A 12431-nucleotide genomic window follows, 5' to 3' on the forward strand; every position below is an offset into this window, starting at 1 on the left:
GGGCTCGCTACCAGTCGACACAGGTAAGTCGTCGATGACCAGGAGGATCCGATGCGAGTCAAGCGCTCCATCGTCGCAGCGCTAGTAGCCGTAATGGCCCTGGGCGGCCTGACCGCGTGCGGAGGCAGCGGCAGCTCGAACGCCGCTCAAGGCAACCCGGACGCCGTGCTCAACGTCGGCAAGCCCGACGGCCCGCAGTCGGAGAACAACAACCCGTTCCTCGAGACGTCGGCCCTGTCCAACATGGGCTACCGCTGGATGATCTACGAGCCCCTGGTCATGCACAACCGCGTCAAGCCGCAGGAGCCGGGCAAGCCGTGGCTGGCGACGAAATGGGACTGGACGGACAACTACAAGAAGCTCGTTCTCACCATCCGTGACGGCGTCAAGTTCTCCGACGGCCAGCCGATGACCGCCGAAGACGTCGCCTACACGTTCCAGCTGCTGCGCGACAACAAGGCGCTGAACGTCGACGCCGTGCCGTACAAGGACATCGCCGCCGCCGGCAACCAGGTGACGCTGGGCTTCGAGAGCTCCCAGTTCGTCAACCAGCTCAAGATCCTGCAGACCCTCGTCGTGCCCAAGCACGTCTGGCAGGGCATCAAGGACCCGGCGCTCGACACCGTGAAGAACCCGATCGGCACCGGCCCGTACACGCTGAAGTCGGCCACGCCGCAGACGATGATCGTCACCCGCCGGGACGGCTACTGGCAGGAAGCGCCGAAGGTCAAGGAGATCCGCTACACCTCCTACACCGACAACAACGCGCAGGTGAGCGCGCTGGTCAGCGGCGCGTCGGAGTGGAGCTTCGTCTTCATCCCGAACTACAAGGCGGTCTACACCAGCAAGGACCCGCAGCACTACAAGCTGTGGTTCCCCGCGCAGCTGGCCGTCCACGGCCTGTGGTTCAACACCGAGAAGGCGCCCTGGAACGACGCGAAGCTGCGTCAGGCGGTCAGCAAGGTGATCAACCGCGACGACATCTTCAACCAGGGCGAGGCCGGCTACTTCTACCCGAAGAACGACCAGGTCACCGGCATCCCCACGCCGGCGGGCGACCCGTTCATCGCACCGCAGTACAAGGGGCAGACGGTCAAGGTCGACGTCCCGGGCGCCAAGTCGCTGCTGACCGGCGCGGGCTACAAGTTCAACGGCGACAAGCTGGCCGACCCGAGCGGCAAGCCGGTCACCCTCAAGCTCACCGTCCCGTCGGGCTGGTCGGACTACATCACCGACCTGGAGATCATCAAGGACAACCTGGCACAGATCGGCATCACCGCCACGGTCGAGAAGATGAACCAGGACGCGTGGATCAAGTCGGTCGACACCGGTGACTTCGAAGGCCTGATGCACTGGACCAACGACGGTGCGACGCCGTACGACATGTACCGCGACGTGATGGACGGCAGCCGCTACAAGCCGACCGGCCAGGGTGGCATCAACGGCAACTACGGCCGCTTCAAGAACGACGAGGCGACCAAGGCGCTCGAGACCTACGCGAACGCCGAGGACGACGCCGCCCGCACCGCCGCGATGGCGACGCTGCAGAAGATCATGATCGACCAGCAGCCGATGGTCCCGACCTCGGCGGCCAACTCCGGTGGCGAGTACAGCACGAAGAACTGGACGGGCTGGCCGGACGAGGCCAACCCGTACGCGCCGGCCCAGCCGACGCTGCGCAACGCGCTCGACATCGTCCTGCACCTGAAGCCGTCGGCCTGATCGATGGCGGAATCAGCTGTGACGACCGAGCAGTCCCCCTCCGACCCCGTCGCCGTCGGGTCGGAGGGGGACCTCCCCGTTGTCCTCGAGGCGGCGGGGCTCACCAAGCACTTCCCCCTCCGGCGACGCGGCCGGGCCGCGCTGACCGGCCCGAAGCGCAGCATCCAGGCCGTCGACGACGTGACCCTGACGCTGCGGCGGGGCCGGGTCACCGCGCTGGTCGGCGAGTCCGGTTCGGGCAAGTCGACGGTCGCGCGCCTGCTCGCGGGGCTCTACCCGCGCACGGCCGGTGACATCCGGCTGCACGGCGAAGCGGTGGACGTCAAGCACGGCAAGGCGTTCCGCGCCTACGCCCGCCGGGTGCAGATGATCTTCCAGGACCCGTTCGCGTCGCTGAACCCGGTGCACACCGTGCGCTACCACCTGACGCGGGCGCTGAAGATCCACGGCCGAGCGGGCGACGACCTCGAGAAGTCGTTGCACGAACTGCTTTCCCGGGTGCAGCTGACGCCGCCGGAGCGGTACATCGACAAGTTCCCGCACGAGCTGTCCGGCGGCCAGCGCCAGCGCGTCGCGATCGCGCGGGCGCTCGGCGCCGACCCGGAAGCCCTGCTGGCCGACGAGCCGGTGTCCATGTTGGACGTCTCCATCCGGCTCGGCGTGCTGAACCTGTTGCGGGACCTCAAGGAACGCCTGCACCTGGCGATCCTGTACATCACGCACGACATCGCGTCGGCGCGCTACTTCGCCGACGAGACGATGGTGATGTACGCGGGCCGGATGGTCGAGGGCGGCGACAGCGAGACCATCACGCAACGGCCGGCGCACCCCTACACGCGGTTGCTCATCGACTCCGCGCCCGACCCCGACCGGATCGCCGGCGGGGCCAAGCCCGGGGAGACGCCCGCCGAGCGCGGGGCCGGCGAACCGCCGAGCCTGATCGACCCGCCGTCCGGCTGCCGGTTCCACCCGCGCTGCCCGGTGGTGATGGAGCGGTGCAAGACCGACCTGCCGCCGCGCTTCGACGTCGACGACGCACCCGGGCACTGGGCCGCGTGCTGGCTGTACGACGGGGCCGCCCGATGAGGTACCTGCTGCAACGGCTGCTCTTCTACGTCTTCACCGCGTGGGCCGCCGTCACCATCAACTTCTTCATCCCGCGGCTGATCCCGGGCGACCCGGTGCAGTCGCTGATCGCGAAGAACCAGGGCATGCTCAGCGCGGACGCGATCCAGTCGCTGTACGTCCTGTTCGGACTCGACAAGAACGAAAGCCTGGTCTCCCAGTACTTCGACTACTGGGGCCAGCTTTTCCGCGGCGATCTCGGGATCTCGTTCACGTTCTTCCCGACCCCGGTGTCCGAGCTGCTCGGCGACAGCCTGCCGTGGACGATCATCCTGGTCGGCATCACCACGATCGTCGGCTTCGCCATCGGCACCGGCCTCGGCGTGGTCGCCGGCTGGAAGCGCGGCTCGTGGGTCGACGGCCTGCTGCCGGTGACGACGTTCCTCTCGTCGATCCCGTACTTCTGGCTCGGCCTGATCGCGCTGACGCTGCTGGCCGGCCCGGGGAGCTTCTTCCCGTCGTCGGGCGGCTACGACCCGGGCACGATCCCGGGCTGGGACGGCACGTTCATCGGCAGCGCCATCCAGCACAGCCTGCTGCCCGCGCTCACCATCCTGATCAGCTCGATGGGCAGCTGGATCCTGGGCATGCGCAACATGATGGTCACCGTCGCTTCGGAGGACTACGTGACGGTCGCGCACGCCAAGGGCCTGCCCGAGCGCCGAGTCATGGTCGGGTACGCGGCGCGCAACGCGCTGCTGCCGAGCGTGTCCGGCTTCGCGCTGGCGCTGGGCTTCATCGTCGGCGGGACGCTGCTGGTGGAGATCGTCTTCTCCTACCCCGGCGTCGGGTTCCAGCTGTTCCAGGCGGTCGGCTCGCAGGACTACCCGCTGATGCAGGGCATCTTCCTGATCATCACGCTGTCCGTGCTCGTGGCGAACCTGTTCGCCGACGTCGCCTACCTCGCGCTCGACCCGCGCACCCGGAAGGAGGGCTGACATGGCCGTACCCGCGGCGGACGTCAAAGCCGCCCAAGCCCTCCCGATCGACGCGGTGGCGCGGCGGCGCCGGTTCCGGTTCCTGGCCGGCGGCAAGACCGGCACCGGCCTGGCCGTGATCGTCTTCTTCCTGGTGATCGCGGTCATCGGCGAGTGGATCGCGCCGTACGACCCGTCGGCGCGCAGCAGCGATCTGCTCGAAGGGCCGTCCGGACGGCACTGGTTCGGCACCACCCACCTCGGCCAGGACATCTTCAGCCAGGTCGTGGTCGGCACGCGCAGCGTCATGCTGGTCGGGCTGGCCGCCGGCGTGGTGGCGACGATCCTCGCCGTCGTCGTCGGCGTGGCCTCCGGCTACCTCGGCGGCAACACCGGTGAAGGCCTCTCCGCACTGTCCAATGTGTTCCTGGTGATCCCGGCGCTGCCGCTGATCATCATCGTCGGCAGCGCGGTGCCCACCGGCGGCGACATCCTGGTGGCGGTGATCATCGGGTTCACGTCGTGGGCGTGGGGCGCGCGCGTGCTCCGGGCGCAGACGTTGTCCTTGCGCGGCCGGGAATATGTCGAAGCCGCGCGGGCGACCGGCGAGTCGACGTGGCGGATCATCTTCTTCGAGATCCTGCCGAACCTGACCGCGGTGATCGCGTCCAGCTTCGTCGGCACGGTGATCTTCGCGGTGATGTCCGAGATCACGCTGGCGTTCGTCGGCGTCTCGGGACTGTCCAACTGGAACTGGGGCACGATCCTGTTTTGGGCGCAGAGCCAGCAGGCCCTCGCGCAGGGCGCGTGGTGGTGGTTCGTGCCGGCCGGGCTGGCGATCGCGATCCTCGGCACCGCGCTGTCCCTGCTCAACTTCGGCATCGACGAGTTCGTCAGCCCGCGGCTGCGCGGCAGCGGCAAGGCGCGCGTGCGCGGCGCCGACGGGAAGACGCACCGCATGCGAGTGGGCTTCACGCCCGTGCTCGGGCGAGAGGAAACGCCATGATGGACCCGGTACTGGAGATCAAGGGTCTCGACGTCGACTACGGCGTCGGCGACGAGGCCGTGCGCGCGGTCCGGGACGTGCACCTGACGCTCCACCGCGGCGAAGTCCTCGGTCTGGCCGGGGAAAGCGGCAGCGGGAAGTCCACTTTGGCCTACGGGCTGACGCGGCTGCTCGCGCCGCCGGGTGTCATCCGGGGCGGCGAGGTGATCTACCACCCCGCCGACGGCGAGCCGTACGACGTGCTGAAGCTGACGGACAAGCAGCTCCGGGGCTTCCGCTGGGCGGAGACGTCCATCGTGTTCCAGGGCGCGATGAACTCGCTGAACCCGGTGCACAAGGTAGTCACGCAGCTCGTCGACGTCATCAAGGCGCACGAACCGCGGACCACGAAAGCGGGCCGGGTGGCGCGGGCCCGCGACCTGCTCAAGCTGGTCGGCATTTCGGCTGACCGCCTGGAGGCGTACCCCCACCAGCTCTCCGGCGGCATGCGGCAGCGCGTGATGATCGCGATGGCGCTCGCGCTCGAGCCGCGGGTCGTCATCATGGACGAGCCGACGACGGCGCTCGACGTCGTGATGCAGCGGCAGATCCTCGGCCAGCTCGTGGAACTGCGGGAACGGCTGGGTTTCTCGGTCCTGTTCATCACGCACGACCTCTCACTGCTGGTGGAGTTCTCGGACCGGATCGCGATCATGTACGGCGGCCGGATCGTCGAGCAGGCGCCGGCCGCGGACCTCTACCGGGACGCGCTGCACCCGTACAGCCACGGCCTGCTGAACTCGTTCCCCGCGCTGCGCGGGCCGCGGCGCGAGCTGGCCGGGATCCCCGGTTCGCCACCGGACACGCGGGGGATGCCGGCCGGCTGCGCGTTCCACCCGCGCTGCCCCAAGGCTTTCGAGCCCTGCCCCGACCGCGTCCCGCTGCTGGGCACCCCGGGTGACCCGGCGCGTGAAGTCGCGTGCTGGCTGCACCCGGTGGCCACCCCCTGAATGCCGTCCGCCCTGTCCGGTACCACTGGAGGAGTGCTGCCTTGACCGAGACCACCGCCGCGACCGCCGACCAGCAGGCGCTGATCGACACCCTGCCGCCGGACTTCCGCTGGGGCGTGGCCACCGCCGCGTACCAGATCGAAGGCGCGGTCGCGGAAGACGGACGCACACCGTCCATCTGGGACACCTTCTGCCAGGTCCCGTGGGCGATCGACAACAACGACAACGGTGACGTGGCGTGCGACCACTACCACCGGATGCCGTCGGACATCGAGCTCGTGCAAGAATTGGGCGCGGACACGTACCGCTTTTCCGTGGCGTGGCCCCGGGTCCAGCCGCGCGGCCGCGGCGGCGTCAACGAGGCGGGGATCGGCTTCTACGACCGGCTGGTCGACGAGACGCTGAGCCGCGGGATCACGCCGTGGCTGACGCTGTACCACTGGGACCTGCCGCAGGAGCTGGAGGACGCGGGCGGCTGGCCGGCGCGTGACACGGCGTACCGGTTCGCGGACTACGCGATGCTGGTGTTCGACCGGCTTTCCGACCGCGTCCGGCACTGGACGACACTGAACGAGCCGTGGTGCTCGGCGATGCACGGGTACGTCCACGGCGTGATGGCGCCCGGGCGCCGGGACTACGCGGCCGGCCTGCACGCGGTGCACCACCTGCTGCTCGGCCACGGGCTCGCGACGCAGCGGATGCGCGAGGCCGCCCCGGCGGACACGCAGTTCGGCATCACGCTCAACATGTGCACGGCCGACCCGGCGACCGACTCCGAGGAAGACGTCCGCGCGGCCCGCCAGGCGGACGGCCTCGGCGTCCGCGTCTACCTGGACCCGCTGGTGCACGGGCGGTACCCGGAAGACGTGGTGGCGGACCTGGCCGACCGCGGGGTGAAGCTCCCGGTCCAGGACGGCGACCTGTCGATCATTTCGACGCCGCTGGACTTCCTGGGCGTGAACTACTACTTCGGCCAGCAGTTCTCGGGCGTGGACGAGAACGGCTCTTCCGTAGACGAGGACGGGGCGCCGGCTTCGCGAGTGGTCCCGTTCGGCGAGCCGACGACGGCGATGGGCTGGGAGATCCTGCCGGGCAAGTTCACCGAGCTGCTGACCCGCCTCGGCCGCGACTACCCGGGCCTCCCGATGTACATCACCGAGAACGGCTCGGCGTTCGACGACGACCCGGACTCGTCCGGCTTCGTCCGCGACGAGCAGCGGACGGCTTACCTGGCTTCACACATCGCGGCCGTGGCGGCGGCGCGTGAGGCGGGGGCGGACGTGCGGGGGTACTTCGCCTGGTCCCTTTTGGACAACTTCGAGTGGGCTTACGGGTACGCGAAGCGGTTCGGGCTGATCCGGGTGGACTACGAGACGCAGGAGCGGGCGATCAAGCAGAGCGGCTACTTCTACCGCGACACCGTCCGGCGGGTGCGGGGCAGCTGAACGGCGGTGGGGTGAGCCCCACCACGGTCGTGGTGGCTCACCCCATGGTTTCGTCCCCGGGATCTCCCTACCTTCGGATCGGTAGCCGATCCTGGGGGTAGTCATGACCGTTCGGACGGAGATCAGACCCGCACCCGCGCAAGGGAAACCGACGTGGTGGCGGCGGCCGTGGGTGGCGCCGCTGGCGCTCGTCGTCGCCGTCTTCCTGGCGTATTCCGTGCCGCCTTACCTCACGCTCGATCCCGCGCAGTCGCGCGTGCCCGCGCCGGCCGGGTTCGCCGCGCACTACTGGTTGCTCGTCGCCCACATCGCCTTCGGGACGATCGCGATCGTCGGCGTCATCCTGCAGATCTGGCCGTGGCTGCGGCGGACGCACCCGGTCGTGCATCGCCGCGTCGGGCGGGTCTACGTCTTCGCCGGGGCGATTCCCGCCGCCGTGATGGCGGCGACCATCGGGGCGGTCAGCCCGTTCGGGCCGGTCGTCGCCGCGCTGGACGTCGTGGCCGCCTTGCTGTGGCTCGGGTTCACGATCGCCGGGTGGCGGGCGATCCGGCAACGGCGGTTCGCCGACCATCGCAAGTGGATGGTCCGCAGCTTCGCCATGTGCATGCACACGCTGCTGACCCGCGCGCTGTCGCCGGTCGGATTTCTGCTGGTCATGTCCCGAGGCGGGGACAAAGGCACGATGATCCTCAACGCCGCCACGGTTTCCGGGGTGCTGAGCGTGCTGACGCTGTTGCTGCTCAGCCAGTGGTGGCTCGACCGGAAGCCGAAGACGCCAGCCACCGCGCGATGATCGTCCGCTGGATTTCCGACGCGCCTTCGTAGATGCGCGGCGCGCGGACCTCGCGGTACAGGTGCTCCAGCAGGTGCCCGCGGCGCAAGGCGCGGGCACCGTGCAGCTGGACCGCGGAGTCGACGACGAACTGCGCGGCCTCGGTCGCGAACAGCTTCGCCATCGCCGCGCGGCCGCCGAGGTTCTGCTCGCCGGCGTCGTACGCGCCCGCCGCCGCGTAGACCAGCAGCCGCGCGGCTTCCGTGCGGGTCGCCATCTCCGCCAGCGCGTGCGCCACCGCCTGCTGCTTGATCAGCGGGCCACCGAACGCTTCCCGCGCACCCGTGTGGTCCACAGTGGCGTCGAGCGCCGCCTGCGCCATGCCGACGGCGAACGCGCCGACGCTCGGGCGGAACAGGTCCAGCGTCCGCATCGCCACGGCGAAACCGCGGTTCTCCTCGCCGAGCAGCTCTTCGCGCCGGACCTCGACGGCGTCGAACGTGACCGTGCCGATCGGGTGCGGGCTCACCAGGTCGAGGTGCTCGCCGCCGAGGCCCGGGCGGTCGGCCGGGACGACGAACGCGCTGACGCCGCGGGAACCCGCGTCCGGGGTGGTGCGGGCGAAAACCGTGTAGAAGTCGGCTTCCGGCGCGTTCGAAATCCACATCTTGGATCCGGTGAGCCGCCAGCCGTCGCCGTCGGGCTCCGCGGAGAGCGACAGCGCCGCCGCGTCCGAACCGGCGTCCGGTTCGGTCAGCGCGAACGCCGCCACCGCGTCGCCGGCCGCCACCGCGGGCAGCCACTTCGCGACCTGTTCGTCCTGTCCGGACTGCAGGACCGGGTAGGTTCCCAGTCCCTGCAACGCCAGCGCGGTTTCGGCTTCGGTGTTCACCATGGCCAGGTTCTCGCGCAGGATGCACAGGTCCGTCGCGGCCGCCTGCCGCGACGGCGTGCCCGACGCGACGCCGGGGAACAACCGCGCTAGCAGGCCGAGCGCACCCATCGCCTTGAGCAGCGGGCGGTTGACCGCACCCTCCACACCGGACTCGGCGAGCGGGCGCAGCTGCTCCTCGGCCAGCCGCCGGACTTCCGCGGCGAAAGCCTGCTGCTCTGCGGTCAACGCGAAAGCGGTCATCGCGAAACTCCCGGTCGCCAGCGGGCATGGGCGGTCCCCGTCGGCCCCGAGCGGACGAGGTCGAGGCGCGGCTCCGGCCCGTCGCTGCGGCCGGTCTGGGGTTTGCGGCTGCCCGCGGCGAACGGCTTCGGCCACGCCAGCGGGTAGTCCTGCTCGGCCGCCGCGTGCAACGTCCACTGTGGATCGTAGAGGTGCGTGCGGCCCAATGCGCAGAGGTCTGCGCGCCCGGCCAGGATCAGCGAGTTCACGTCGTCGTACGACGAGATCGCGCCGACCGCGATCACCGCGATCCCGTACTCCTCGCCGATCTCGTTGCGGATCCGGTCCGCGTACGGCGTCTGGTAGCTGCGCCCGTACTGCGGGCGTTCCTCACTGACGACCTGGCCGGTCGAGACGTCGATGCCCGCGGCGCCGTGGGAAGCGAACGCGCGCGCGATCTCGACCGCGTCGTCGGCGTCGACGCCGCCCTCGCACCAGTCGGTCGCCGAGATCCGGACGGTCATCGGCCGCTCGGCGGGCCACGCGGCGCGGACCGCGTCGAAGACTTCGAGCGGGAAGCGCAGCCGGTTCTCCAGCGAGCCGCCGTAGGAATCGGTCCGCCGGTTGGTCAGCGGGGAGAGGAACGACGACAGCAGGTAGCCGTGCGCGCAGTGCAGTTCGAGGACGTCGAACCCGGCGCGGGCGGCGGGCTGGGCGCACGCGACGAACTGGTCCCGGATCGCCGAAAGCTCTGTTGTGGACAGTTCGCGCGGGACCTGGTTCCGCGACGAGTACGGCAAGGCCGAGGGACCGCAGACTTCCCAGTTGCCCGTGGGAAGCGGCTCGTCGATGCCGTCCCACATGAGTTTCGTCGAACCCTTGCGGCCGGAGTGTCCCAATTGGACACCGATGCGCGCGGACGACTGCGCGTGCACGAAGTCCACCACCCGCTTCCAGGCGGCTTCCTGTTCCGGCGTGTACAGCCCGCCGCAGCCGGGGGTGATCCGGCCTTCGGGGGAGACGCAGACCATCTCGGTCATCACCAGCCCGGCGCCGCCCAGCGCCTTGCTGCCCAGGTGCACCAGGTGGAAGTCGCCCGGCACGCCGTCGACCGCCGAGTACATGTCCATCGGGGACACGACGATCCGGTTGGGCAGTTCCAGCGAACCGAGCTTGTACGGCTGGAACATCGGCGGCCGCGACGTCGTCCCGAGCGACCGTGCGAACCAGTGGTCCAGCTCGGTGGCGAACTCCGGATCGCGCAGGCGGAGGTTCTCGTAGGTGACGCGGCGGCTGCGCGTGAGGATGTTGAACGCGAACTGCGGCGGTTCCTGGTGCGCGTACTGCGCGATGTTCTCGAACCACTCCAAGCTGGCCTGCGCGGCGCGCTGCGTCGACGTGACGACCGGCCGCCGTTCCAGCTCGTACGCCTTGAGCGCGGATGCGACGCCATCGTTTTCGTGCAGGCAGGCGGCGAGCGCGAGCGCGTCCTCCATCGCCAGCTTGGTGCCGGAGCCGATCGAGAAGTGCGCGGTGTGCGCCGCGTCGCCGAGGAGGACGACGTTCTCGTGCACCCACGTCTCGCAGCGGACCGTGGCGAACGAAACCCACTTCGAGTTGTTCGCCATGACCTGGTGGCCGTCCAGGACGTCGGCGCACAGCTCGCGGATCAGCGCGATCGACTTCTCGTCGCTCTCGCCCGGCTTGAGCGAGGTCGCCGCGACGGGGCCGAACGTCCGCTGCCAGACGTCCTCCTGGACCTCGAGGATGAACGTGCTGCCGTCGCGGCCGTACGGGTAGCCGTGGATCTGCATGATCCCGGCCGGCGTCTCCAGGACGTAGAACTTGAAGGCGTCGAACACCAGGTCCGTGCCGAGCCAGATGTAACGGCACCGGCGGGTCTCGACGCTCGGCCGGAACGTGTCGGCGTACCGGTTCCGGATCGCGGAGTTCAGGCCGTCGGCGGCGACGACGAGGTCGTACCCCGAGAGGTCCGCCGGCGCCTCCTCGCGGAAGTGCAGCCCGACGCCGAGTTCGCCGCAGCGGCTCTGCAGGATGCCGAGCAAGCGCTTGCGGCTCATCGCCGCGAAGCCGTGGCCGCCCGAGGTGGTCACTGTGCCGCGGTAGTGGACGTCGATGTCGTCCCACCGCGCGAACTCGGCCTTCATGGCCTCGTGCACCGCCGGGTCGGCGTGCTCGATGCCGCCGAGCGTTTCGTCGGAGAACACGACGCCGAAGCCGAAGGTGTCGTCCGGGGCGTTGCGCTCCCAGACCGTGATTTCGTGGCCGGGACCGAGCTGTTTCGCCAGCGCGGCGAAGTACAGGCCCGCCGGGCCGCCGCCGATGACCGCGATACGCACGCCGTCCAGGGTATGTCGTCACGACTACGACCGTCAATAAGGCGAAAGATGGCGTACGGTGTGCGCATGGAACGCATCAACCCGCCGGAGCTGGGCAAGCCGTCCGGGTTCTCGCACGCGGTGGTGGCCGAGGGCCGGGTCGTCTTCCTGGCCGGCCAGACGGCGCTGGACTCGTCGAACAAGATCGTCGGCGACGGCGTGGTCGAGCAGTTCGAGCGCGCGCTGGGCAACCTGCTGGCGTCGCTGCGCGCGGCCGGCGGTTCCCCGGAAGACCTGTGCAGCGTCACGATCTACATCGTCGACATGCCGGATTATCGCGCCCACGCGCGCGAGATCGGCCGGGTCTGGAAGCGGCTCGCGGGCACGGAGTATCCGGCGATGGCGGGCATCGGCGTCGCCCGGCTCTGGGACGAGGAGGCGCTCGTCGAGGTCCAGGGCTTCGCGGTGCTCAGCCGAGGTTGATCGACCTGGCGACGTAGGCGCGTGCCGGGGTCAGCTGCCCGCCATGCGGGCCATGATCGAATGCAATTTTCCGGCGGCGTCAGCTCGGTTCACGATCGGCGCTTCGGGGTTCTGGACCGCCGCGCAAAGGTGGTTGATCAGGTATTGCAGTGCACCGCTCGCCGCCTTTTGCAGATCCTCGTGATCGGCCAGCGGGAACGACTGTCGACAGGTCCACTCATTTTTCGACCTGTCGAGAGTCATCTCAAGGAGGTGCCAGCATCTCCCGCCGTCCGAGACCGCACCGATCATGCCGTCGGTGATCGGGATCCCGACTGCGGGCGATCCGTCGGGGAGCGGGGTTACGTCAACTTGAGTAAAGATGACGAAATTGCGGATGAGATCACGAATCGCCTGCAGGTTCCGAAGCACCGGCTGTCCGTTGATGAGCGGCATCGACTCCTCCACGAGTCCGGGAGCCGATAACGATAGCTCCCGGTGTGGCGCGTTCAAAGATCGTCAATGGCGGTCGGCTGG

11 protein-coding genes are annotated in these 12431 nt (G+C 69.4%); 8 read left to right on the forward strand and 3 right to left on the reverse strand.

Annotated features, from left to right (window positions below):
* Positions 1–51: 51 nt before the first annotated feature.
* From H4696_RS38960 to H4696_RS38990, 7 genes are all read left to right on the forward strand, one after another.
* A complete protein-coding gene (locus H4696_RS38960; RefSeq protein ID WP_169735156.1) occupies positions 52–1722 on the forward strand; it encodes an ABC transporter substrate-binding protein in 1671 nt (556 codons plus the stop codon).
* Positions 1723–1740: 18 nt separating this feature from the next.
* Positions 1741–2808 (forward strand): ABC transporter ATP-binding protein, encoded by a 1068-nt coding sequence (locus H4696_RS38965; RefSeq protein WP_086864249.1) that lies wholly within the window; start codon positions 1741–1743, stop codon positions 2806–2808.
* On the forward strand, positions 2805–3785 hold the full coding sequence (locus tag H4696_RS38970) for an ABC transporter permease (protein WP_086864250.1): 981 nt from the start codon (positions 2805–2807) through the stop codon (positions 3783–3785). The genes H4696_RS38965 and H4696_RS38970 overlap by 4 nt, the downstream gene beginning before the upstream one ends.
* A 1-nt stretch (position 3786) precedes the next feature.
* Positions 3787–4770: an ABC transporter permease gene (locus tag H4696_RS38975; protein WP_086864251.1), complete on the forward strand. Its 984-nt coding sequence runs from the start codon at positions 3787–3789 to the stop codon at positions 4768–4770.
* Positions 4767–5759, forward strand: coding sequence for an ABC transporter ATP-binding protein (locus H4696_RS38980; RefSeq protein ID WP_192782779.1), 993 nt, complete (start codon positions 4767–4769; stop codon positions 5757–5759). Before H4696_RS38975 ends, H4696_RS38980 begins: the two co-directional genes overlap by 4 nt.
* Positions 5760–5800: 41 nt before the next feature.
* Positions 5801–7204, forward strand: a complete 1404-nt coding sequence (locus H4696_RS38985) for a GH1 family beta-glucosidase (RefSeq protein ID WP_086864253.1) — start codon at positions 5801–5803, stop codon at positions 7202–7204.
* A gap of 172 nt (positions 7205–7376) precedes the next feature.
* Positions 7377–8000, forward strand: coding sequence for a DUF2306 domain-containing protein (locus H4696_RS38990; RefSeq protein WP_086864254.1), 624 nt, complete (start codon positions 7377–7379; stop codon positions 7998–8000).
* On the opposite strand, the gene H4696_RS38995 is transcribed toward H4696_RS38990, so the two are convergent.
* Positions 7948–9114: an acyl-CoA dehydrogenase family protein gene (locus H4696_RS38995; RefSeq protein ID WP_086864255.1), complete on the reverse strand. Its 1167-nt coding sequence runs from the start codon at positions 9112–9114 to the stop codon at positions 7948–7950. The two genes, H4696_RS38990 and H4696_RS38995, sit on opposite strands and share 53 nt — an antisense overlap.
* Positions 9111–11453, reverse strand: coding sequence for a bifunctional salicylyl-CoA 5-hydroxylase/oxidoreductase (locus H4696_RS39000; RefSeq protein ID WP_192782780.1), 2343 nt, complete (start codon positions 11451–11453; stop codon positions 9111–9113). Before H4696_RS39000 ends, H4696_RS38995 begins: the two co-directional genes overlap by 4 nt.
* A 66-nt stretch (positions 11454–11519) precedes the next feature.
* On the opposite strand from H4696_RS39000, the gene H4696_RS39005 reads away from it, so the two are divergent.
* Positions 11520–11915: a RidA family protein gene (locus tag H4696_RS39005; protein WP_086857060.1), complete on the forward strand. Its 396-nt coding sequence runs from the start codon at positions 11520–11522 to the stop codon at positions 11913–11915.
* 30 nt (positions 11916–11945) lie between these two features.
* Here the strand turns inward: H4696_RS39005 and H4696_RS39010 are convergent, their stop codons facing one another.
* Positions 11946–12350, reverse strand: a complete 405-nt coding sequence (locus H4696_RS39010; RefSeq protein WP_143264953.1) for a hypothetical protein — start codon at positions 12348–12350, stop codon at positions 11946–11948.
* Between the last annotated feature and the right edge of the window lie 81 nt (positions 12351–12431).

The organism is Amycolatopsis lexingtonensis (genome assembly GCF_014873755.1).
Taxonomy (GTDB): Bacteria; Actinomycetota; Actinomycetes; order Mycobacteriales; family Pseudonocardiaceae; genus Amycolatopsis; species Amycolatopsis lexingtonensis.

Bases quoted from the DNA above. Each gene is read 5' to 3' on its own strand.
- H4696_RS38960 (WP_169735156.1), top strand. From the start codon at position 52: ATGCGAGTCAAGCGCTCCATCGTCGCAGCGCTAGTAGCCGTAATGGCC.
- H4696_RS38970 (WP_086864250.1), top strand. From the start codon at position 2,805: ATGAGGTACCTGCTGCAACGGCTGCTCTTCTACGTCTTCACCGCGTGG.
- H4696_RS38975 (WP_086864251.1), top strand. From the start codon at position 3,787: ATGGCCGTACCCGCGGCGGACGTCAAAGCCGCCCAAGCCCTCCCGATC.
- H4696_RS38980 (WP_192782779.1), top strand. From the start codon at position 4,767: ATGATGGACCCGGTACTGGAGATCAAGGGTCTCGACGTCGACTACGGC.
- H4696_RS38995 (WP_086864255.1), bottom strand. From the start codon at position 9,114: ATGACCGCTTTCGCGTTGACCGCAGAGCAGCAGGCTTTCGCCGCGGAA.
- H4696_RS39005 (WP_086857060.1), top strand. From the start codon at position 11,520: ATGGAACGCATCAACCCGCCGGAGCTGGGCAAGCCGTCCGGGTTCTCG.
- H4696_RS39010 (WP_143264953.1), bottom strand. From the start codon at position 12,350: ATGCCGCTCATCAACGGACAGCCGGTGCTTCGGAACCTGCAGGCGATT.